This window comes from Agromyces aerolatus, assembly GCF_031432255.1.
GTDB lineage: Bacteria > Actinomycetota > Actinomycetes > Actinomycetales > Microbacteriaceae > Agromyces.
In genome coordinates, this window is record NZ_JAVKGQ010000018.1 from 25,696 (window position 1) to 48,401 (window position 22,706).

The following is a 22,706-nucleotide window of genomic DNA, read 5'->3' on the forward strand; positions in this document are numbered from 1 at the left end:
TGCCTTCGCGACCGCCGTTGGGTACGGTGGGTCGGGTGAAGACCCACCATCTGCGTACGCACCGGAGCGACGAGCATCTGCCCCGAGAGGGGCAGCTCGCCTGGCAGCTGGCGGCCGTCGCCACCGATCCCGTCGAGCTCGACGACGCCGTCGTCGACATGGTCGTGAACCGGGTGATCGACAACGCCGCGGTCGCCGCGGCGTCGATCGCGCGCAAGCCCGTCGTCTCCGCGCGCAGCCAGGCGCTCGCGCACCCCGTCTCGATCGGCGGCGACGGCGCCACCGTGTTCGGCGCCGATGCCGGCCGGCGCACGTCGCCCGAGTGGGCGGCCTGGGCGAACGGCGTCGCCGTGCGCGAGCTCGACTTCCACGACACGTTCCTCGCCGCCGACTACTCGCACCCGGGCGACAACATCCCGCCGATCACCGCCGTGGCCCAGCACCTCGCCGCGGCGCGCGGCCTCACGGGGCGCGACCTCGTGCGCGGCATCGCGACCGGTTACGAGGTGCAGATCGACCTCGTGAAGGCGATCTCGCTGCACGAGCACAAGATCGACCACGTCGCGCACCTCGGGCCGGCCGCGGCGGCGGGCATCGGCACGCTGCTCGGCCTCGACCAGGAGACGGTGTTCCAGGCGATCGGTCAGGCGCTGCACACGACCACGGCGACCCGGCAGTCCCGCAAGGGCGAGATCTCGACCTGGAAGGCGCACGCGCCCGCGTTCGCGGGCAAGATGGCCGTCGAGGCGGTCGACCGCGCGATGCGCGGCGAGACCAGCCCCGTGCCGATCTACGAGGGCGAGGACGGCGTCATCGCGTGGCTCCTCGGCGGGCCGGATGCCTCATATGACGTGCCGCTCCCCGAGGCGGGGGAGGCGAAGCGCGCCATCCTCGACTCGTACACGAAGGAGCACTCGGCCGAGTATCAGGCGCAGGCCTGGATCGATCTCGCCCGGCGGCTGCACGAGCAGTACTCGCTGATCCTCGAGGAACCCGAGCGCGTCGCGTCCATCGTGCTGCACACGTCGCACCACACGCATGTCGTGATCGGCTCGGGCGCGAACGACCCGCAGAAATACGACCCGGATGCCTCGCGCGAGACGCTCGACCACTCGATCCCGTACATCTTCACCGTGGCGCTGCAAGACGGCACGTGGGATCACGAGGCGTCGTACGCGCCGGAGCGCGCGCACCGGGCCGACACCGTCGCGCTCTGGAACAAGGTCACCACGGTCGAAGACCCCGAGTGGACCCGGCGGTACCACTCGCTCGACATGGACGAGAAGGCCTTCGGCGGACGGGTCGTCATCACGCTCGCCGACGGCGGCGAGATCGTCGACGAGATCGCCGTCGCCGACGCGCACCCGCTCGGCGCCCGGCCGTTCGGCCGCGAGCAGTACGTGCAGAAGTTCCGCACCCTCGCCGAATGGGCGCTCGAGCCGGCCGAGATCGACCGCTTCCTCGAGCTCGCCCAACGCCTCCCCGACCTCGGCCCCGACGAGCTGAACGCCCTGACGTTCACCGCCGCGCCCGGCGTCCTATCGACGCTCGACGTCCCGCAGGGCCTCTTCTGACCGCCATTCTCGTCACGAATTGCGGGTCGAGGGCGGCCACGACCGACGAATCCTGACGTCAACCCGGGAACCACGGCGAGAGATCCGGTCGGCCGTGCCAGCCGCGGCGAGCGAGGTCGCGGCGACACGGGTGACGAGTGCTCGCGGGGTACGCAGGTCGGCCTGCGTCACTTCGGTCACGTGGTAGCCGAGCGCCTCGAGATCCGCCTCCCGGGTGCGATCCCGCCGCCACTGGGCGAGGTCCGTCCGATGATGATCGCCCTGGTACTCGAGGACCTCGCCCTGCCGTTCGAACAGCAGATCGACCCGCGCGACGAAGCGACGGCCGTCGCTGATGACGGCCTGCGGCCGCGTGGGAGGAAGCCCAGCGAGCGCGAGGATCGCGCGCAACTCGGACTCCTTCGGAGACTCGCTCGTCGGGTCGCGTAACGCGTGCGCCGCCGCGAGTCTCGCTCGAAGTCGATGATCGGGGTACGTGTCCACCACGACGGGCGTCGTCAACCGATCGACGACGGCGACCAGTTCGGGCACCGTGAGCTGCCGCGCGAGATCGCAGAAGGTTCGGCTCGGCGTCGTGACGCGTGCGCCGTTGACGACGATCACCTCATCCGGGCGGAGGGTCAGCGATCGGCCGAGGATCCCACGGCGGCGGGGCGACCGGCCTGGCGCGGGGACTCCGATCTCGAGCGCTCCGCGCAGCCGCCAGGGGAGCGGGAGGCCGAGCCACCACCCGGCACTCGCACCGCAGAGGAATGCGTCGGGACGAGTACGCAGGATCGCCCGAGCGCGTTCGTCGAGTGGAGCACCCCTGGCGACGCGTGCTCCAGAGGTCGGAGCTTCGAGATCGAGCGCGCGGAGGCGGCCCGGGGTCACGCCGGCGGAAAGCGCCTCCCGGGTCGTGAACGACTGTCGTGCGAACCGCGCAGGCAACGGAGTCCGGGTGGTCATGGGTCACGAGTGTGGATCACCCTCGTGGCCGGTGCGCGGCACGCCCTCCCATCCGTGCGGACCCGGATCCCCTCGACGCATGTGGAGGACCAGAGTCCCGTCGGTATCTGCTGGTTCAGGCCGGTCACGACCCGCAATCTGTGACGAGAACCGGCTGGGTCGTAGGCTGGGGGCGCGGGTGCGCCGGGGCCCCGCCGAGATCCCGCGAGGAGCACGATGACCGACCAGCAGGCGCCCGAGGTATACAAGGGACTGGCAGGCGTTCCCGTCGACTACACCGCCATCTCGAAGGTCAACCCGGACACCAACTCGCTGCTGTACCGCGGGTACCCGGTGCAGGAGCTCGCGGCGTCGGTGACGTTCGAGGAGGTCGCGTACCTGCTCTGGCACGGCGAGCTCCCGGACGACGACCAGCTCGCGGCGTTCGAGGAGCTCGAACGCCGCCACCGCGGCCTCGATCACGAGGTCAAGCGCATCATCGACGAGCTGCCCCTCACGGCGTATCCGATGGACGTCGTGCGCACCGCGATCAGCGTGATCGGCGCGAGCGACCCGACGACGGCGGATGACTCGGCCGAGGCCAATCTCGACAAAGCCGTCCGGCTGTTCGCGAAGCTGCCGTCGATCGTCAGCTACGACCAGCGCCGCCGGCGCGAGCTCGACTTCGTCGAACCGCGCGACGACCTCGGCTTCTCGGCAAACTTCCTCTGGCAGACGTTCGGCGAGGCGCCCGAGCTCGAGGTCGTGAACGCGTTCGACGTGTCGATGATCCTGTACGCCGAGCACTCGTTCAACGCGTCCACGTTCACCGCGCGGGTCATCGCGTCGACGCTCAGCGACCTGTACTCGGCCGTCACCGGCGCCGTGGGCGCGCTCAAGGGCGCCTTGCACGGCGGCGCGAACGAGGCCGTCATGCATGCGTTCGACGAGATCGGCGCGGGCGACGGGTCCGCCGATCGAGCCGCCGCGTGGCTCGACACCGCGCTCGCCGAGAAGCGCAAGATCATGGGGTTCGGCCACCGCGTGTACAAGAACGGCGACTCGCGCGTGCCGACCATGCGCGATGCGTTCGAGCGCATGGTCGAGCACTACGACCGGCCCGACCTGCTCGAGCTGTACGTCGCCCTCGAACAGGGCATGGCCGAGCGCAAGAACATCAAGCCCAACCTCGACTACCCGGCCGGCCCCGCGTACCACCTCATGGGATTCGACACCGAGACGTTCACCCCGCTGTTCGTCGCGAGCCGGGTCACGGGCTGGACCGCGCACATCATGGAGCAGCTCGCCTCGAACGCGCTCATCCGCCCGCTGTCGGTCTACACCGGCCACGACGAGCGGCACGTGCCCACGCCCTCCCCGCGGGTCGAGTAGCGAGCAGGCGACCGGGTCTCGATACGCGTCCTCGTTCCTCGGGCGCTACTCGACCAGCGAGACCGCACAACGCGTGCCCGAGGCATCCGCCCGCCGACTGTGGCGACCCGCCAACCGTGGTGACATCCACGACGAATCCGCCATATGGTCGTGGACTATGCACATGTTGTTCCGGACGCTCCTGCACGTGCTGTTCCTCTCGCGTCGGAAGCCCGACCTCGGGCACTACGACGTCGCGAAGACGCGGTTCATCACCCTGCCGACCGACCTCGACATCAACAGGCACATGAACAACGGCGTGTACTTCTCGATCATGGACGTCGCCCGCTTCGACATGCTCGTGCGCAACGGCATCTGGAACATCATGCGCGAACGCGGTTGGTACCCGGTCGTCGCGAGCGAGACGATCACGTTCCGCAAATCGCTCTCGCTCTGGCAGCGGTTCACGATCGAGTCGCGGGTGCTGGGCTTCGACGACAAGGCGGTCTACGTCGAGCAGCGGTTCGTGCGGCGGGGACCCGGCGGTGAGCCCGAGGTGTACGCGCAGGGGTTCATCCGCGGGCGGTTCCTGCGAAAGACGGGCGGGACGGTGCCGATACCCGAGCTGATCGAGGCGTTCGGGACCACGCCCGGCGACGGGCTCCCCGAGTGGATCGAGCGCTGGGGGCAGGATGTCGCGCTGCCCGCGACGCGCGCTGCCGCGCCGTCGGTCTGGCGCTGACCTTCGTCGGTCGAGTAGCGACTACAGCTTCGCCTGCCGCGGGATCACGATCTCGCGGACGATGAGCAGGATGCCCGCCGAGATCGGGATCGCGACGAGCGCTCCGAGCAGGCCCAGCAGCGTGCCGCCCGCGAGAGCCGAGATCAGCACGATCGTGCCGGGCACCTGCACCGCCTTGCCCATGACCCGCGGCGTCAGGATGTACGCCTCGATCTGCATGTACACGAGCATCGCGGCGAGCACGATGAGGGCGGCCGTCGGCGAGACGAACAGCGACACGAACGTCATCAGGATGGTCGTGAGCACGGTACCGATGAGCGGAATGAGGGTCACGAACAGGGCGACGACACCGAGGATGAGCGCGTACGGCACCCCCACGAGCGTCAACAGGATCGTCGAGAAGACCGCATTGCAGAAGGCGAGGATGACCATCCCGCTGAGGTACTTGCCCACCGACTGCATGATGCGTTCGGCGTAGCTCTCGATCTGCGCGCGATGCGAGCCTTTCACGAGCGAGTAGCACGCGCGCTTGGTGGCGTCGAGGGTCGCGATGAAGTAGATCGACAGCACCACGACGAAGAACCCGGTCGAGACCGCGGCGATCACCGAGGCGCCGAACGCGAGCGCGCCGCCGCCGATCGTCGCCCACAGGTTCGGGTCGGTGAGGATGTCCTCGAGCCCCTGCACCAGATTGCCGAGCAGCCCGTTCGTCGCGGCGTTCGCATCGTCGAACCAGCCCGAGTCCTGCACGTTCTGCACCATGCCCGGCACGGCCTTCACGAGCGCGGTCGCTTGCGCGACGACCGGCGGGATGACGATCCACACGATGCCGACGACGACCGCGATGAACAGCAGGATCACGACCACGATCGCGACGCCGCGCTTCAGGCCGCGCCGCTGGAACCATCGGATGAGCGGGTCGAGGCCGAGCGCGACGAACGCCGCGATGAACACCGAGAGCACGACGCTCGACAGGTTCATGAGCGCGACCGCGAGCGCGAGCGCGAGCAGCACGCCGAGCGTCACGATGAACCCCCACCTGAGCGGATGGTTCACGAACAGCTGCTGCCCGGGTCTGGTCGCGGAGCCGCGGCGGCGCAACCGGTCTGCCGTCTTCACGGCGTCAGTCTAGGGGGCCGGTCGCTCCGGCCGTCGTCATCTCGACGGTCACCCTCGAGCCGGCTCCGGCACGTGCAGCTCGCGGTAGTAGCGCGAGAACGCGGGGAAGTAGTCGTCCCACACGGGCATCGGGGCGCGGTCGCGCGCGGCCTCGAGGCGGTCGAGGTAGTAGTCCCAGCCCGGTCCGTACTCGGCGGCCGTCGCCGGGTCGGTGAGCCGCTGCGCCAGGGTGAGGGTCGTCATGTGGCTGCCCTCGACCAGATGGCAGTGCATGCGCCAGCCGTCCGGAGCCTCGCCGACGTCGAGATGGAACCGATGCGGCGGGTCGCACTCGAGGATCGCGACGTTCTCCCACGGGGCGTCCTCGCCCTCGGCGGTCATCTTGAACCGCACGCCGCCGGTCGCGGGGCTGCCCGTGTACGTGCCGATCCAGCGGTCGAGAAACCCGGGATTCGTGATGCTGAACCAGACGTCCTCGATGGGTGCCCGGAACAGCCGGTCGAACTGGAGGTAGAGCCCGTCGGCCTTCATGAGGAAGTGCCCGGTCGGTTTCGGCTTCATCGTCGTCCCCTCGTCGTCGTGGACCGTGTCTCGTCGTGTCGTCGTGGAACTTTCAGGCTAATCCGGGTGGCCGTCACCCACTAGAGTCGGGGCATGAATCAGCGAGAAACCCTCGATGTCACGCGCGAGCGGTCGGGGCTGTGGGGCACGCTCGCGGGCCTCATCGTCGCCGCCCTCATCGCCATCCCGCTCTCGGCCGCGTTCGCGTTCGCGACGCATCCGCACAGTCAGCAGCTGTTCGCCGGCCGGCTGTCGGACGCGACCAGCGGCGGCTACCAGGTGTTCTGGTGGATCGTGACGCTGTTCCTGCTCGCGCTGCCGTTCCTCGTCGGCTACGCCGTCGCGACCCTGTCGGCGCGCGCCCTGCTGATCGTCGGCTCGGTGGTCGCGGTGTTCGTCGTCGCGGTGGTGATTCTGGGGCAGATGTTCGTCTTCTGATCGCGTCGGAGGACCAGTCTCGCGTCGGAGATCGAAACCGATCGACCTCCATCGCAGGATTCGTCCTCCAACGCGCCGGTCAGGCGCCGCGACGTGACCGCCGCGCGACGCATACGAGGAGCACCGGACTGATGACCAGGGACGTCACGACGGTCGGCAGGCCGAACGCGAAAGTCGTCAAATACACCCGCACGTCCAATGAGCCGCCAGCGTCGTAGGTCGATTGAACGAATGCCTGCACCGCCCGCAGCAGCAACCAGCTGAGTCCAACAGATCCGATCGGAGCAAGCAGTGCGGCGACGAGCCAGAGCAGCGAGGTGATGGCGAGCGCCCGGCTGAAGCTCAGGTGGCGTTCGGTGATCACCCGGGCCAGCCGGGCTCGGAAGACGATGCAGAGGCCGGTCCCGAAAATGAAGACTGCGCTGATCGGGACCACGAATGCGATCGCGTATCCGGGAGCGACGGCGAACGCGACAATCGCCAGCAGCATTGTGGCGAACGCCGGTGTCGTGAGGGCAAGAACCATCCGTCGTTGCGCACGGGCGTCGCGTAGCTGCTGACTTGCCATCAGTGGCGACCCGCGCTGCAAATGGTGAGTCGTCCGCGAGAGCATCGGCTGAGATTCAAGTCGTGAGATTCTTCGCAAGGTTCGCCCAATTGAACGCTGCGCCAACGAGGTACAGCTCGCGTGGAAGCCCCATGGGGTTACTGTTCACGATGTTCCCGACTACTCGGAGGGTGAACGTCGACTCCCCATCCTTTCGGAGCACGTTGAAACCGATTGACGAGCCGTACCCATCCACATGTGAGCCGGCTGCGTCAAAGATGAACGAGTACCGGTGTCCCCACGGGAACTCCGCATACACCTCCTCACGAAAAAAGCAGTTCGCGTTCCATGCCGGTTCGCAGTCCTGGCACGGCCGAATGAAGAGCGGAAGATGTTGACCGGTCACTGGGAACGCGGCGGGAGCGCCTTCGACTGGAAACCTGCAGTTGAAGCAGCGATGCATCAGGTCACGCGCATATGCGGGCGACGTGTTCCCGACGCTGTAATCGAGCGTGTAGCTCCAGGCGAGTGTTGCAAAAATCGGGTACGAGGAGGCGCCTGAGGTGTCAACCGCCACCTGTAGGCGACCCTCGAAAAACTCGAACTTCGCGGGCAGCGCTTTCCCCGAAGCGTCCGTGATAGGTCCGTTCGGCTGGCACTTCGACGACCAGGGAGTTCCTGCCTGCCCAGCTGGAGAATGTGACGGCGCTTGCGGAATCACGGTCAGAGGCGCGCGTCATCAACCCTTGCGTCTTCGTCTTGGGCTTGGACGAGCTCGGGCACGATCGAGCGTGCGAGGTGTGCCGGGTCGTCGAGCGGGGTCTGGTCATTGGCGATGCTCGGATCGGCCATGGCGACCGAGACTATTGTCGCCGCCATCACGGCCCACCACGTTTTCGCGCCCTTGCGCATAGTTCCTCCTGTGTGCTCGTCCGGCCTCCCGCCTCGGTGGGGGCGAACCTCGTCCTCCTCGAGGACGACTCACAGGATGGTGCACAGGACCGATGTCCGCAATAGTAAAACGGCAGTATATGTTGGAGCTTGTCAGTCGGCGCGCGCCTCGAGGACGGCCGTGGCGGCGTTGTGGCCGCCGATGCCGCTGACGGCGCCGCCGCGCACGGCGCCCGAGCCGCAGATCAGAATTCGGGGGTGACGCGTGGCGACGCCCCAGCGTTCGGCGGCGGTCGTGAGCGGGGTGCCGGCCTCGGCCCACGGCCACGACAGCGGCCCGTGGAAGATGTTGCCGCCGGGCATCCCGAGCGCGTCCTCGAGGTCGCGGGTCGTCTTCACCTCGATGCAGGGCTCGCCCGAGGCATCCGTCGCGATGACGTCGGAGATCGGCTCGGCGAGCACTGAGTCGAGCGACGCGAGCACCGCGTCGCGCAGCAGCACGCGCAGCGCATCGTTGCCGTACCGGTCGACGAGCCGGTCGGGCACGTGCAGGCCGAAGACGGTCAGTGTCTGCGCGGGGCTCGCGGCGAGCTCGGGCCCGAGGATGCTGCGGTCGCTGAGCGTGTGGCAGTAGATCTCGCACGGCAGCGGGTCGGGCAGCTCACCCGCGCTCGCCGCGTCGTACGCGGCCTCGAGCTGGGTCGCGAGCTCGTTGATATGGAACGTGCCGGCGAACGCGTGCTCGGGCGCGACCTCGCGGTCGCGCAGCCGCGGCAGGCGCGCGAGCAGCAGGTTCACCTTGACCTGGGCGCCCTCGGGCCGGCGCAGCCGGCCGAGCGAGGCGACGGCGACGTCGGGGTGGGCGCGTTGGTCGCGCGGTGCGATCGCGGCGGCGGCGGGCGGATGCCCCGGGGCGAAGGCGGTGCGCGAGACCGCCGCGTCCGGGGTGCCGGCGCCCGCGGCGAGCAGGCGTTCGAGCACCACGGGCGCGACGTTCGCGAGCACGTGCGCGCCCTGCGTCACGTGCTCGCCGCCGGCGTCGACCCAGCGCACGGTGCCGTCGTCGGCGAGCGCGACGACCTCGGCGTTCGTGCGCAGGTCGGCGCCGGCCTCGCGCGCGGCCCGGGCGAGCTCGCCGCTGACCGCGCCCATGCCGCCGACGGGCACGTCCCAGTCGCCCGTGCCGCCGCCGATCACGTGATAGAGGAAGCACCGGTTCGCGTCGAGCGACGCGTCGTGCAGGCTCGTGAACGTGCCGATCAGGCCGTCGGTCGCGACGACGCCGCGCACGAGATCGCTCGAGAATCGCGCGTCGACGGTCTCGCCGAGCGGACGTTCGACGAGCTCGCGCCAGATCCGGTCGTCGCCGACGAGGGCGCGGGCCTCGTCGCGGGTCGGCAGCGGTTCGGTCAGCGTCGGGAAGAGCGTCTCGGCGAGCCGAGCGGCGTCGGCGGCGAACGCGTTCCAGGCGTCGGCGTCGATGGCCGCGCCCACGCGGTCGAAGGCCGCGACGGATGCTTCGGGGCTCGCCTCGGCGTCGACGAGCAGTCCGCGCCCGGGCTGCGCCGGATCGGGTGTGTACGACGAGAAGCGCCGTCGCACGAGGGTGAGGTCGAGCCCGAGGTCGTCGACGATGCGCCGGGGGAGCAGGCTCACGAGGTACGAGTAGCGCGACAGCCGCGCGTCGACCCCGTCGAACGCCTCGGCCGACACGGCCGCCCCGCCCAGATGATCGCTGCGCTCGAGCACGAGCACGTCGAGTCCGGCGCGGGCGAGGTAGGCGGCGGCGGTCAGCCCGTTGTGGCCCCCGCCGACGATCACGACATCGTGCGACATCCCCCGACCCTATCCGCCGCGACCGTCGTGCGGTTCAGCTCGGAGACCGAGTGACCAGTCTCGGCATCGCGGACGTGGCGGGCGTCGTGATGGTGACCGTGACCTCGTGAAGCCTGCAGACCGTGAGCATGTACGGTTGGGCGACGATTCGCTCGGCTGGCGTTTCGATCGCGTCGATCGTCACCGTCGTCGAGCCTGCGGGGAGGGCGACACCGGCCCCGAAGTTGTCACGGAGGTCATCCAAGTGGCGTGACTCGGCAACTGCTTCGGAGAAGGCGGGAAGGTGCTTCCAGGTTCGAACGCGAATCTCCCGTTCGTCGATCGTGAGATACGCCGCCTCGCCGGAGATCGTCACGGCGTTCCGGGACTCCCAGCTCCAGCCCCGGAGGGAGAGCGGCTCGCCGGGCTCGACGACCACCAAAGGTGCACCGAATTCGGCGATCTCGCGGCGGTCGAGTTCGGCAGGATCGAACGGTCGGCCCTGAGTTCGATTCATCGATCCACACCCGCTCTCGTCTCACATGTTCCCATCAGTCGAATGATATTGCAGAATATTGCACATGCGACAACCTTCCCGGCAGCGTGTATGCGGCAGATGCATCCTGAGCGGCAGGGCCGAGAGCCGATGACGCGTACGTCGCTCGCACGAGGGCGGCTCGTGTTCCCCTCCGGGGTGGGGTGCGACGTGTCGTTGTTCGAACTCACGAACGCGTCGGTGACGTACTGGATTGGGCGTTCCGCCGGCCCGGCTCGACCACACCTCAGAGCATCACCGTGTCGGTCGCCGCGGACCCGGCACAGACGGTGACGGCCGAGTTCTCGTAGCGAAAGTGCGTTGGAGGCTCGAAAGTGTGTTGGAGGGCGCTCCTGCCGGGCCTCCAACACACTTTTCGACCTCCAACGCGAGATGGGCGCGGGCGGGCGCGGCGTCGGCGGGTCAGCGGGCGCGGGACATGGCGCGGATGCCGACGAGGAGGCCGACGGCGCAGGTGGCGACGGCGGCGATGAGGCCGCCGAGCACGGCCGGGGCGCCGAGGTCGCCCGCGAGCAGGGCTCGCTCGGCATCGACGAGGTAGCTGAGCGGGTTCACGGCCGCGGCGACGCGCATCCAGCCCGGGCCGTCGTCGAGCGGCAGCAGCATGCCCGACAGGATCATGAGCGGGAACAGCAGGGTCTGGTGCACCATCCAGAACATCCAGTCGCGGTTGCGGCACGCGAGCGCGAGCGAGTAGCTGAGCGCCCCGAACCCGATGCCGAACACCGCCAGGATCAGCAGGCCGACGACGAGCCCGGGCACGTCGAGCCGGAACCCGAACGGCACCGCGACGAGCACCACGATCGTGCCCTGGATCATGAGCGGCACGACCTCCTTGAGCGCGCGCCCGACGAGCAGCGCGCTGCGCGAGAGCGGAGCCACGAGCGTGCGCTCATGCGACCCGGTCTGCATCTCGAACAGCAGGTTCGCGCCCGTCGACGCCGTGCCGAACAGTGCGACCATGACGAGGATGCCGGGCACGAACCACTGCAGCGTGGCGGCGACGTCGCCGCCCGAGGCGCCGACGAGCAGCGGGCCGAACAGCCCGAGAAAGACGAGCGGCTGCACGAGGCTGAACACGACGCTGAACGGGTCGCGGACGAGGGGGCGCGACTCGCGCGCGAAGACGGTGAGGGTGTCATGCACGAAACCGGTTGGCTTCGCGGCGGTGGGGGTGGTGGTCATGGGAGTGCTCCTTGTTCGGTGGGGGTCTCGATACGCTGCGCTACTCGGGCAGCGGGCAGCGGTCAGGCGGGGACGGGCTCGGCGGCGGCGGACGCGCTCTCCTCGCGGAGGCTGCGGCCGGTGAGTGCGAGGAACACGTCGTCGAGGGTCGGGCTGCGGTGCGTCGCCGAGACGACCTCGAGCCGGGCGTCGCCGAGATCGCGGATGACCCGGGGGAGCAGCCGGTCCGCGTCGGTGGCGGTGACCGTGACGACCGAGCCGTCGACGATCACCGAGGGCTCGCCTGACCGGGGTTCGCGCGCCCGACCGCGCTCGTCGGCCGAGCCGGGCGTGGCGGTGCCCACGGTGCCCACAGAGGCCCCGGTGCTCGCGGTGCTCGCGGGGCGTGCGGTGCTCGCGTCGCCGGCGAAGCGCGCGGCGGCCTCGGCGGTCGTGCCCGCGATCCGCGTGGCGGCGATCGCTCCGGTCGCGGCAGCGATGCGCGCGGCCGCGGCCGAGGCATCCGTCGACGTGGCGAAGGCGAGCGTGAGCCGGTCGCCCGCGAGCGAATGCTTGAGCGAGGCGGCCGTGTCGTCGGCGATGACCTCGCCGTGATCCATGACCATGACGCGTTCGGCGAGCTGGTCGGCCTCGTCGAGGTAGTGCGTCGTGAGGAAGATCGTCGTGCCGGTGTCCTCGCGGAGGCGCACGATGTGCTCCCAGAGGTTCGCGCGCGAGTGCGGGTCGAGCCCGGTCGACGGCTCGTCGAGGAACAGCAGCTCGGGCCGGTGGATGAGCCCGAGCGCGATGTCGAGCCGGCGCTTCTGGCCGCCGGAGAGGGACTGCACGGCCCGGTCGGCGACGGCCGCGAGCTCGAGCGACTCGATCAGCTCGGCCGCCCGCGCGCGGGTCTCGCGCCGCGGCATGCCGTAGAACGCGCCCTGTGCGCGCAGCTCGTCGCGCACCCGCTGCGTGTGCCCGCCCGAGGTGCCCTGTCCGACGTACCCGATGCGGCGGCGCACGCCGGCCGGGTCGCGGCGGATGTCGCAGCCTGCGACGAGCGCGTCACCCGAGGTGGGTGGCAGCAGCGTCGTGAGCATGCGCAGCGTCGTGGACTTGCCGGCGCCGTTCGGGCCGAGGAAGGCCACGAGCTCGCCCTGCGCGACCGTGAGGTCGACGGCGCGCACGGCCTCGACCGTCTGCCCCTTGGATCGGAACGTCTTCGTCAGTCCCTGTGCGGAGATCATCTGGTTGGTCATGACCCCAGCATTCCGAGGCATCCGGTCACTTCCTGTCCTGAAGCGCGCCAGGATGGACGCATGGCCGCGACCACGACCCGCACCCTCGACCTGCTCTCGCTGCTGCAGAGCCACCGGCACTGGCCCGCGCGCGAGCTCACCGACCGGCTCGGCGTGAGCGACCGCACCCTGCGTCGCGACATCGAGCGGCTGCGCGAGCTCGGCTACGGCATCGAGTCCACGCGCGGCACGGCCGGCGGCTACCGCCTCGAGGCGGGCACCGGCCTGCCGCCGCTGCTGCTCACCGACGACGAGGGCGTCGCGATCGCCGTCGGGCTCCGCTCGCAGGCCGCGGCCGGCCTGCGCGGCGCCGAGCACACGACGCTGAGCGCACTCGCGAAGATCGAGCAGGTGCTGCCGGCCGCGCTCCGCCGCCGCATCGAGGCGCTGCAATCGCACACCAGCTCGCAGCCGCCGGCCGGCGCGCCGCCCGGCAGCGGGCCCACGGTCGACACCGGCCTGCTCGGCCTGCTCGCGCTGTGCTGCCGCGACAGCGAGCGCGTACGTATGCGTTATACGGATGCCTCGGGCGCGGCGTCCGCACGGTCGATCGAGCCGCACCGGCTGGTGCTGCTCGGTCGTCGCTGGTACCTGCTCGCCTGGGATCGCGATCGCGACGACTGGCGGACGTTCCGCGTCGACCGCGTCGACGACGTGTTCCAGACGCGCGTGCGGTTCGAGCCGAGGCCGCTCGCCGAGGGCGAGGCCGAACAGCGCGTGCAGGCCGCGGTGCGCTGGCGCGATGCGCGCGTGCGCGCGCGGGTGCACATCGACGTGGCGCCCGAGCGGTTCCATGCGGCGCTCGGCTGGTGGGCGCGCGACGCGGTTCCGGATGACTCGGGCGGCACCGTGTGGCCGCTCGAGGCCGAGACGGTCGAACACCTGGCGTTCGCGCTCAGCTGGGTGCCGGCCGAGCTGACGTACCGGGTCGAGGCGTCCGACGAGGTGCTGGCGGCGCTCCGCGCCCACGCCGCGCGCTTTGCGCGCGCCCTGTCGCCGGTCGAGTAGCGCGCGAGGGCGCGTATGGGTGCGGGGTTCGGGTTGCGGGGTCTCGATACGCTCGCTGGCGGGCGCTACTCGACCAGCGGGGGTGCTCGCAGGCGGGCGCTACTCGGCTGGCGGGGCGGCGGCGCGGGCGAGGGCGTCGCGCACGGCGACGACGGCGGGGCGGGCGACGCTCGCGCGGCGGGCCGACGAGAAGACCTCGCGGTGCGGGGCGTGGGGGAGCGGGGTGAGCGTGACGGTCGGCCGCTCGCCCGCCCAGACGAGATCGGGCAGCACGCCGACGGCGTTGCCCGAGCGGATGAGGCGGATGTGCGCCATCAGGTCGGCGGTCTCGAAGCGCACGTCCGGCTCGAACCCCGCCTCGCGGCACAGCTGCATCGCCCACTCGCGAGCCGCGGTGCCCTCGGGCTCCATGACCCAGGGGCGGGTCGCCGCGGACGACAGCGAGCCCGAGGCATCCGTCACCCGATCGCCGCCGGCCGGCGGCAGCGCGAGGCGGATCTCATCCGCGGCGAGCGGGACGCGGTCGAGCTCGGGGTGCAGCGGCCGCGTGCGGCCCGGGTACTGCTCGGCGACCACGAGGTCGAAGTCGCGCGCCGCCACGTCGATCAGGCCGGCCTCGGGTTCGCGTTCGGTGACCTCGACGCGCAGCGCCGGATGCTCCGCCGCGAGCAGCGTGAGCGCACGCGGGACGACCGCGTGCGCGGCGGACTGGAACACCGCGATCCGCACCGTGCCGCCGATGTCGGTCAGCGAACGGGCGACGTCGGCCTCGGCCTCTTCGAGCCGGTCGAGCACCGCGCGGGCGTGCGCGACGAGCAGCTCGGCCTGCGGCGTCAGCTGCACCCTGCGGCCGACCTGCACGAGCAGCGGTGTGCCGGCCTCGCGCTCGAGCAGGCTGAGCTGCTGCGACACCGACGACGGGCTGTACGAGAGCGCGTCGGCGACGGCCGCGAGCGTGCCGCGTCGGCTCAGCTCGACCAGCAGGCGCAGGCGGCGCACGTCGAGCATGGCGTCCTCCGAGACATCCGTTTCATTATTCGGCTCAGCCGAATGGTACTCGTCGAATTCATTCGCTGGCGTGAATGATTGATCAGCGCGCACACTAATCCCAAGGCACGCTCGCATCCACGGCGTGCCATGAGCGAAGGGCAACTAGCGTCGTGAGCATGACGAACGTCAGCGCGGATCCCACCGCGAGCACCGACCAGGTCACCGCACTCGTCCGGCGGTGGCTCGCCGAGAGCGCCGACTTCCCCGTCGAGCCCGCCGCCGAGCGGCTCGCCGGCGTCCTCAAGGACCCCAACGGGCTCGCATTCACCGTCGGGTTCGTCGACGGCGTCATGCGGCCGGAAGACCTCGGTGTCGCGGGCCGCAACCTCGCCGAGGTCGCCCGGCTCACCCCCGCCTTCCTGCCGTGGTACCTGCGCGCCGCGGTGCGCATCGGCGGCGCGGTCGCACCCGCGTTGCCGTGGGTCGTCATCCCGATCGCGCGCCGGGTCCTGCGCGACATGGTCGGCCACCTCGTGCTCGACGCGACGCCCGCGAAGCTCGGGCCGGCCATCGCGAAGCTCCGCGAGTCGGGCAACCGCCTGAACCTCAACCTCCTCGGCGAGGCCGTGCTCGGCGAGCAGGAGGCCGACCGGCGCCTCGAGGGCACGTACGAGTTCCTCGCTCGCGACGACGTGGACTACGTCTCGATCAAGGTGTCGAGCGTCGTCAGCCAGCTGTCGATGTGGTCCTTCGACGAAGCCGTGGAGAAGGTCGTCGAGAAGCTCACGCCGCTCTACCGGCTCGCCGTCAACAGCGAGGCCAAGGGCAAGCGCAAGTTCATCAACCTCGACATGGAGGAGTACCGCGACCTCGACCTCACGATCGCCGTGTTCCAGCGGCTGCTCGACGAGCCGCAGTTCCGCGAGCTCGAGGCCGGCATCGTGCTGCAGACGTACCTGCCCGACGCGCTCGGCGCCATGCAGCGGCTCACCGAGTGGGCACAGGCGCGCCGGGCCGCCGGTGGCGCCGCGATCAAGGTCCGCGTCGTCAAGGGCGCCAACCTCGCGATGGAGCACGTCGACGCACGCATCCACGGCTGGCCGGTCGCGACCTACCCGACCAAGCAGGACTCGGACACGAACTACAAGCGCGTGCTGCACTGGTCCATGACGCCCGAGCGCACGCACGCGGTGAAGCTCGGCATCGCCGGGCACAACCTGTTCGACATCGCGCACGCCTGGCTCACCGCGAAGGAGCGCGGCATCGACGACCGCGTCGAGTTCGAGATGCTGCTCGGCATGGCGACCGGTCAGGCCGAGGCCGTGCGCCGCGACGTCGGCGACCTGCTGCTCTACACGCCCGTCGTGAACCCGGCAGAGTTCGACGTCGCGATCGCGTACCTGATCCGCCGCCTCGAGGAGAACGCGAGCGACGAGAACTTCATGTCGGCGGTGTTCGAGCTCGCGTCGAACCCGGGCCTGTTCGACCGCGAGCTGCTGCGCTATCAGCGCTCGCTCGAGACGCTCGCGGCCGACGACGTACCCGCCCCGAACCGCACCCAGAACCGCCGTACCGAGTGGGACGGCGACCGCCTCGCGGTCGAGCTCGCGCATCGTGATGCGCCGGCGCCCGCGGCGGGCGACGTCGACGCCGAGTCGCTCACGAGCGTCGTGCTCGGCTTCACGCGCGGGTCGTCGGCGGGCGACGGTGCGGATGCCTCGGCCGGAGCATCCGGATCGCCCGAGGCATCCGAGCCGACCGGGCCGGGCGTCACGCCAGGCTTCCGCAACGAGGCCGACACCGACCCCGCGCTCGCCGCCAACCGCGAGTGGGGGCGCCGCATCCTGGCGCGCGTGCCGGACTCCGAGCTCGGCGTCGAGGCGATCCGCGAGGCGCGCATCGAGCAGCGCGACGAGCTCGAGACGCTGCTCGCGAAGGTCTCCGAACGGGGACGCGAATGGGGCGAACGGCCGGCCGCCGAACGCGCCGCGCTGCTGCACCGCGCGGGCCTCGCGCTCGCCGCGAACCGCGACCGGCTCATCGAGGTCATGGCCGCCGAGACCGGCAAGACCATCGCCGAGGCCGACCCCGAGGTCAGCGAGGCCATCGACTTCGCGCACTACTACGCCGAGCGCGCGCGCGAGCTCGACCACGTGCAGGGCGCCACGTTCGTGCCCGCGAAGCTGACCGTCGTCACCCCGCCCTGGAACTTCCCGGTCGCGATCCCCGCCGGCGGTGTGCTCGCCGCGCTCGCCGCAGGATCCGGCGTCGTGATCAAGCCCGCCGCGCTCGCGCAGCGCTCAGGCGCGGTCATGGTCGAGGCGCTCTGGGAGGCGGGCATCCCGCGCGACCTGCTCGCCCTCGTCGACCTCGGCGAACGCGAGCTCGGCCGCGAGCTGATCTCGAGCCCGCTCGTCGACCGGGTCATCCTCACGGGCGCCTATGAGACGGCCGAGCTGTTCCGGTCGTTCCGCGAGGACCTCCCGCTGCTCGCCGAGACGAGCGGCAAGAACGCCATCATCGTCACGCCGTCGGCCGACCTCGACCTCGCCGCCGCCGACCTCGCGAAGAGCGCGTTCGGGCACGCAGGTCAGAAGTGCTCGGCCGCGTCGATCGCGATCCTCGTCGGCTCGGTCGCGAAGTCGGAGCGTTTCCACCGGCAGCTCGTCGACGCGGTCAGCTCGATGCGCGTGGGCTGGCCCGAGGACCCCGCGACCCAGATCGGGCCGATCGTCGAGCCTGCGCACGGCAAGCTCCGGCATGCGCTCACGCAGCTCGGCGCCGACGAGCAGTGGCTCGTCGAGCCCAGGCAGCTCGACGACACCGGGCGGCTCTGGTCGCCCGGCGTCAGGACGGGCGTCAAGGGCGGCTCGTACTTCCACCTCACCGAGTTCTTCGGGCCCGTGCTCGGCATCATGCACGCGCGCAACCTCGATGAGGCCGTGGCCCTGCAGAACGCGGTCGACTACGGGCTCACGGCCGGGCTGCACTCGCTCGACGCCGACGAGCTCGCGTTCTGGCTCGACCGCGTCGAGGCCGGCAACCTGTACGTCAACCGCGGCATCACCGGCGCGATCGTGCAGCGCCAGCCGTTCGGCGGCTGGAAGAAGTCGTCGGTCGGCGCCGGCGCCAAGGCCGGCGGCCCGAACTACCTGTTCGGCCTCGGCGACTGGGTGCCCGAGCACTCGCGCACGTCGAACTCGCTGCACCTGCGCGGGCTCGACCGGAGGGTCGGCGAGCTCATCGAGGCGTCGCAGTCGTCGCTCGACTACGAGCAGTTCGAGCTGCTGCGCCGGTCGGCGCTGTCGGACGCGGTCGCGTGGGCCGAAGAGTACGGCACGGTGAAGGATGTCTCGGGCCTCGGCGTCGAACGCAACGTGTTCCGGTACCGGCCGGTCGCCGTGACCGTGCGGATCAGCGACGACACCCCGCTCGGCGACGCGCTCCGCGTGCTCGCGGCGGCCGTGCTCTCGAAGGCGCCGTTCACCGTGTCGACCGCGGTGCAGCTGCCGCGCGGCGTGCGCGCGCTGCTCGCGACGCGCGACGCGGCCGTCGTGAACGAGGCCGACGCCGAGTGGCTGGTCCGGGTCGGATCGGGCGGGCTGACGACGAGTCGCGTGCGACTCGTCGGCGGGGATGCCTCCGCGCTCGCGTCGGCGCTCTCGGGCACGCCCGACGTGGCGGTGTGGTCGCACGCCGTGACGCCGTCGGGCCGGGTCGAGCTGCTGCCGTTCCTGCGCGAGCAGGCCGTGTCGATCACGAACCACCGCTTCGGAAACCCGACGACCCTGTCCCAGGGGGTCATCTAGCGTCCCGTCGCTCGCGCCGCCCGTTGGTCGAGTAGCGCCGACACGAAGTGGCGACGCGTATCGAGACCCGTGAGCTCTCGCGGGTCTCGATACGCGTGCTCCTTCGTCGCGCGCTACTCGACCAGCGGAGGCGAGCCGATCCGGAAATTTACCTTGCGTTTCTCTGAACGATGCTGCATAACATGTTACATGGCAGTTGGCAGTTCGCGCTGCTCCCGTCGCCATACCGTTCCATGACTCGAAGCGACTGATTCAGAGGTGATTCAATGAGACAGAGATGGACCAAGGCGGCGCTCGCCGCGACTGCAGCATCGATACTCGTGGCCGGGCTCGGCTCGGCCACGATCGCGACCGCCGACGAGGTGGCCCCTGGCGGGTACGAGCTTCCGGCGATCGATCCGCAGAACTGGGAAAACCAGCAGGACATGACCTGGGACGACTGGACCGACATCCCCGGCACCCAGTGGAACGACACGTCGATCAAGCCCTCCGTCGAAGCGCTGAACATCGCGCTCGTGGCCGTGGACTTCCCCGACCAGAAGTTCGTGATCACCCAGCCGAAGGGCAGCGACCTCTTCGGCAACCCGCAGATCGACCCGATCACGCGTGAAGAGGTGCCCGAGTTCTACCGCGACTTCTACATGGAGCCGAGCGACCTCAACCAGGGCCGCACCGTCCAGGAGTACTGGATGGAGATGAGCCGCGGTGAGTACGGCATCGACTTCATGGATGCGTACGGCCCGTACCAGCTCGACCGCAACCTGTTCGAGTACGGCCTCAACGAGTGGGGTCAGACCGAGGCGTGTCCCGAGGGCTTCGAGTGCAACGGCCGCATGGACAACGACGTGGTCAACAAATGGAAAGCCGGGATGGCGGCCGACGCCGGCATGACGCCCGACGCGTGGTGCCAGGCGAAGACCGCCGAGCTCGGCGGCAGCGCGCGCAACTGCGGGTACGACGTCATCCTGCGGATCTACGCCGGCTACGACGAGACCAGCATCTGGCAGGAGTTCGGCCCGATGATGTTCCCGACCAAGGAGTCGATCCCCGACGAGTGGGGCCCGCCCGCCGAGATCAAGGGCGACCTCCCCAACTGGGCGCCGACGCGTTACGTGGAGTGGACGTCGTGGCAGGCCGCGGCGCAGCAGTGGGGCATCTCCTCGATCCGTCAGGCTGAGAGCTCGGGCACCATCACGCACGAGATGGGGCACTACTTCTTCAGCATCGGCGACAACAACAACAACCCGTTCTCGCAGGACATGGACCCGCCGTCGCCGTACCACCGCGTCGGTGCGGCCCCGTGGGACATGTACGACCGCGGGTCGTTCAACGGCCCCGGCGGCCACCACATGCGCTGGGTGGTCCCCGCGAACATGGGTGGCTGGAGCCCGGCGGGTCTGTTGCTGCGCAACAAGATCGACATGGGCATCGTCCCGGACGAGAACGTGCTGACGATCAACAGCGCCGATCTGGCCACCGAGGGCATGGTGGTCGACACGGTCGTGGCGCGTGCCGTCGACCCGGGTGCCGAGGGCACCAGCGGCATCCGCGTGCTGCTCGACGGCGGCGACCAGACGCCGTTCTGCGATGTCAACACGGACCCGTTCTGCGACGGCAACGACCCGACGTCGGACGACCCGCGCAAGCGCTGGAACGACTACACCCTCGAGGTCGTCGACCGCATGGGCTTCGACTCGTTCACGCCCGACTCGGGCGTCATCATCACGAAGAACAAGGAGGTCGGTTACGAGGGCAACTCGTGCGGCTACAACTGCTTCAACTGGGTGATCGACGCGAACCCCGAGGACATCGGCATCGTCGACTACTACAAGCCGACCGTCCCGGGTGAGTGGGCGACCGGCGGCGAGCCGGTCATGGCGACCATCGCCGACCACCGCCAGCTCAACGACGCCGCCTTCAAGGCGGGCCTGAACTCGGGCTCGAAGTCGGAGTGGGTCGACGAGGCGAACCGCCTGCACTTCTACGTCGTCGACACGGCGCGCGACGACGAGGGCGTGCTCTCGTACCGTCTCGCGGTCCGCTCGCTCGACGGCGCGGGGTCGCTGACGCGCGGTGTCGAGCTCGCCGAGGCCGAGCCTGCACTCGTGTCGAAGGGGCAGGCCGCGGTCTGCGAGGTCCCGATCACGAACACGGGTGAGGCGGGTGACGACGCGAAGCGCTCGTCCGACGTCTACCGCATCGCGGCGAGCACGGATGCCGCGGGCTGGAGCGCCCAGATCCAGAACGAGCTCGTGACGCTCGCCCCGGGCGAGACCGGCACCATCCCGGTGCACGCCGTGCTCGACTCGGCCGACGCCGCCGAGGAGGCGACCTTCACGGTGACGGCGACGAGCGAGAGCGACCAGGCCGCCACGGCGACCATCGAGTGCGTGGTCACGAAGGAGTTCGTGCTCGACGAGGACGAGCCGCAGCCGGGCACGCCGGTGATCGCGGTCGACCCCGCCTCGGTCAAGGCCGGCGGCACCGTCACGGTGACCGGCAGCGACCTGGCGGCCGACACCGGCTACCTGCTCGAGCTGCGCAGCGAGCCCGTCGCGCTCGGCGAGGTCGTCTCCGACGCCGAAGGCGCCTTCACCACCACCGTGACGATCCCCGCGGCGACCCCGCAGGGCGATCACACGCTGGCGCTGCTCCTCGCGGACGCGACCGTCGCGACGACGCCGCTGCAGGTGCTCGCCGCGGGCGGCGGCGGAGAGCCCGGCGGTGGCGGCACGGGCGGTGACGGCACGGGCGGTGACGGCACGTCGCCGGGTGGCGGCCTGGCCTCCACGGGCTTCACCGGGATGTGGATCGTCGGCATCGCGGCGCTGCTCCTGGCCGCGGGTGCCACGACCGCGCTCGTCGGATACCGCCGACGTCTCGGCCGGGTCGAATGACCCATCGGTTCCACGGTTGCAAGGGCGGCGGCCTCCTGGTCGCCGCCCTTGCGGCTGCCCTCGTGCTGACCGGGTGCGCCGCGCCGGAGGAGCAGACGCTTCGCCTCGACATCCGGGACGGCGTGCTTCGCGCCGCGGGGGCCGAGTGCGGAGGCGGCGGATCGTTCCGGCCGCTGCACCCGACCGCGGCGTACGAGATCGTCGGGCCCGACGGGGAGGTCGTCGCGGGCGGCGAGCTTCCGCAGGGCACCGCCGAGAAGAGCTTCACGCCGGACTTCGGCGAGCTGCTCGAGCCGACGGCCTGCCGGATGGAGTTCACCGTGTCCGGCGTGTCCGAGCTGGACGGCTACGCGATCCGGGTCGACGGCCATCCCGACATCCGGATCATCCAATCCGACGACGAGATCCCCACGGCGGTGGTGCCATGAGACGACGAATGACGATCGCGGCGGCCGGGCTCGCCCTGGTGGCCGGCCTCGCCGGCTGCTCGGGCCCGAGCGGGCCGACCGCGCAAGACCTCCGCGCGGCGCAACCGCCCGACGGGGTCGTGTACGCGGAGATCCCGGACGACGCGCCCCCGGGGCCCGATGGCGAGCTCGTGCTGGCCGACGGCGCCATCGCGATCTCCGAGCTCACCGCGGAGCGCCCGGTCGTGCTCGTCTTCCTGGAATCGTGGTGCACGACGTGCGCCGACCAGCAGGCCGGGGTGAACGAGGCCGTCGCGCGCTATGGCGACGCGGTGACGTTCGTCGGCGTCGCCAGCGCGAGCGACCCGGACGATCTCGCGGCCTACGCGCGCGATCACGACGTGACGTACGCGCTCGCCCAGGACCCGGGCGGCGAGCTGGCTCGCGCGTTCGCGGTCGACGAGGCCCCGTTCGCGGTGGTGCTCGGGGAGGGCAACCGGCTGGTGCGGGGCTGGCCGTACTATCCGGCCGACCTCACCGACGCGATCGAGGGGCTCCTCGTTGCGGAGCTGCCGGAGTAGCCCGCGCACAC

19 protein-coding genes are annotated in these 22,706 nt (G+C 70.4%); 9 read left to right on the forward strand and 10 right to left on the reverse strand.

The annotated features are described in order from the left end of the window. Nucleotides 1-35 precede the first annotated feature (35 nt). Nucleotides 36-1,574 (forward strand): MmgE/PrpD family protein, encoded by a 1,539-nt coding sequence (locus RH864_RS16985; protein WP_310518761.1) that lies wholly within the window; start codon nt 36-38, stop codon nt 1,572-1,574. 12 nt (nt 1,575-1,586) lie between these two features. Here RH864_RS16985 and RH864_RS16990 read toward each other — a convergent pair whose 3' ends face one another. Then, complete coding sequence (locus RH864_RS16990; protein ID WP_310518762.1) at nt 1,587-2,522, reverse strand: hypothetical protein; 936 nt, start codon at nt 2,520-2,522, stop codon at nt 1,587-1,589. A 216-nt stretch (nt 2,523-2,738) separates the two neighbouring features. Here RH864_RS16990 and RH864_RS16995 point away from each other — a divergent pair, with 216 nt between their 5' ends. Beyond that, nucleotides 2,739-3,893: a bifunctional 2-methylcitrate synthase/citrate synthase gene (locus RH864_RS16995; RefSeq protein WP_310518763.1), complete on the forward strand. Its 1,155-nt coding sequence runs from the start codon at nt 2,739-2,741 to the stop codon at nt 3,891-3,893. Nucleotides 3,894-4,050: 157 nt separating this feature from the next. Continuing rightward, a complete protein-coding gene (locus tag RH864_RS17000) occupies nt 4,051-4,614 on the forward strand; it encodes an acyl-CoA thioesterase (RefSeq protein WP_310518764.1) in 564 nt (187 codons plus the stop codon). A gap of 21 nt (nt 4,615-4,635) precedes the next feature. Here RH864_RS17000 and RH864_RS17005 read toward each other — a convergent pair whose 3' ends face one another. Both RH864_RS17005 and RH864_RS17010 read right to left on the reverse strand, forming a co-directional pair. Continuing rightward, complete coding sequence (locus tag RH864_RS17005; protein ID WP_310518765.1) at nt 4,636-5,733, reverse strand: AI-2E family transporter; 1,098 nt, start codon at nt 5,731-5,733, stop codon at nt 4,636-4,638. 48 nt (nt 5,734-5,781) lie between these two features. Further along, the gene (locus RH864_RS17010) at nt 5,782-6,294 is read right to left on the reverse strand and encodes an SRPBCC domain-containing protein (RefSeq protein ID WP_310518766.1); all 513 of its coding nucleotides are present in this window, start codon (nt 6,292-6,294) and stop codon (nt 5,782-5,784) included. Nucleotides 6,295-6,387: 93 nt separating this feature from the next. On the opposite strand from RH864_RS17010, the gene RH864_RS17015 reads away from it, so the two are divergent. Continuing rightward, nucleotides 6,388-6,732 carry a hypothetical protein gene (locus RH864_RS17015; protein ID WP_310518767.1) on the forward strand — a complete coding sequence of 115 codons (345 nt, stop codon included), beginning with the start codon at nt 6,388-6,390 and terminating at the stop codon, nt 6,730-6,732. A 79-nt stretch (nt 6,733-6,811) separates the two neighbouring features. Here the strand turns inward: RH864_RS17015 and RH864_RS17020 are convergent, their stop codons facing one another. The 6 genes from RH864_RS17020 to RH864_RS17045 all read right to left on the reverse strand — a co-directional run bounded on the left by RH864_RS17020 (nt 6,812) and on the right by RH864_RS17045 (nt 12,964). Then, the gene (locus tag RH864_RS17020) at nt 6,812-7,300 is read right to left on the reverse strand and encodes a hypothetical protein (protein ID WP_310518768.1); all 489 of its coding nucleotides are present in this window, start codon (nt 7,298-7,300) and stop codon (nt 6,812-6,814) included. A 702-nt stretch (nt 7,301-8,002) separates the two neighbouring features. Next, nucleotides 8,003-8,191 (reverse strand): hypothetical protein, encoded by a 189-nt coding sequence (locus tag RH864_RS17025; protein ID WP_310518769.1) that lies wholly within the window; start codon nt 8,189-8,191, stop codon nt 8,003-8,005. A gap of 132 nt (nt 8,192-8,323) precedes the next feature. Further along, nucleotides 8,324-10,006 (reverse strand): phytoene desaturase family protein, encoded by a 1,683-nt coding sequence (locus tag RH864_RS17030; RefSeq protein ID WP_310518770.1) that lies wholly within the window; start codon nt 10,004-10,006, stop codon nt 8,324-8,326. 34 nt (nt 10,007-10,040) lie between these two features. Further along, nucleotides 10,041-10,502, reverse strand: a complete 462-nt coding sequence (locus RH864_RS17035; RefSeq protein ID WP_310518771.1) for a hypothetical protein — start codon at nt 10,500-10,502, stop codon at nt 10,041-10,043. Nucleotides 10,503-10,943: 441 nt separating this feature from the next. Beyond that, nucleotides 10,944-11,726, reverse strand: coding sequence for an ABC transporter permease (locus tag RH864_RS17040; protein WP_310518772.1), 783 nt, complete (start codon nt 11,724-11,726; stop codon nt 10,944-10,946). Between the two features lie 62 nt (nt 11,727-11,788). Further along, nucleotides 11,789-12,964 (reverse strand): ABC transporter ATP-binding protein, encoded by a 1,176-nt coding sequence (locus RH864_RS17045; protein WP_310518773.1) that lies wholly within the window; start codon nt 12,962-12,964, stop codon nt 11,789-11,791. Between the two features lie 60 nt (nt 12,965-13,024). Here RH864_RS17045 and RH864_RS17050 point away from each other — a divergent pair, with 60 nt between their 5' ends. Then, nucleotides 13,025-14,011: a helix-turn-helix transcriptional regulator gene (locus tag RH864_RS17050; RefSeq protein ID WP_310518774.1), complete on the forward strand. Its 987-nt coding sequence runs from the start codon at nt 13,025-13,027 to the stop codon at nt 14,009-14,011. Nucleotides 14,012-14,110: 99 nt separating this feature from the next. On the opposite strand, the gene RH864_RS17055 is transcribed toward RH864_RS17050, so the two are convergent. Then, a complete protein-coding gene (locus RH864_RS17055; protein ID WP_310518775.1) occupies nt 14,111-15,019 on the reverse strand; it encodes a LysR family transcriptional regulator in 909 nt (302 codons plus the stop codon). A 158-nt stretch (nt 15,020-15,177) separates the two neighbouring features. On the opposite strand from RH864_RS17055, the gene RH864_RS17060 reads away from it, so the two are divergent. The 4 genes from RH864_RS17060 (at nt 15,178) to RH864_RS17075 (ending at nt 22,695) form a co-directional block, all read left to right on the forward strand. Continuing rightward, nucleotides 15,178-18,810, forward strand: a complete 3,633-nt coding sequence (locus tag RH864_RS17060; protein WP_310518776.1) for a bifunctional proline dehydrogenase/L-glutamate gamma-semialdehyde dehydrogenase — start codon at nt 15,178-15,180, stop codon at nt 18,808-18,810. A 266-nt stretch (nt 18,811-19,076) separates the two neighbouring features. Then, complete coding sequence (locus RH864_RS17065; protein WP_310518777.1) at nt 19,077-21,707, forward strand: peptidase M6; 2,631 nt, start codon at nt 19,077-19,079, stop codon at nt 21,705-21,707. After that, nucleotides 21,704-22,135: a hypothetical protein gene (locus RH864_RS17070; protein WP_310518778.1), complete on the forward strand. Its 432-nt coding sequence runs from the start codon at nt 21,704-21,706 to the stop codon at nt 22,133-22,135. The genes RH864_RS17065 and RH864_RS17070 overlap by 4 nt, the downstream gene beginning before the upstream one ends. An 8-nt stretch (nt 22,136-22,143) precedes the next feature. Further along, nucleotides 22,144-22,695 carry a TlpA family protein disulfide reductase gene (locus RH864_RS17075; RefSeq protein ID WP_310518779.1) on the forward strand — a complete coding sequence of 184 codons (552 nt, stop codon included), beginning with the start codon at nt 22,144-22,146 and terminating at the stop codon, nt 22,693-22,695. The last annotated feature ends 11 nt before the right edge of the window (nt 22,696-22,706 follow it).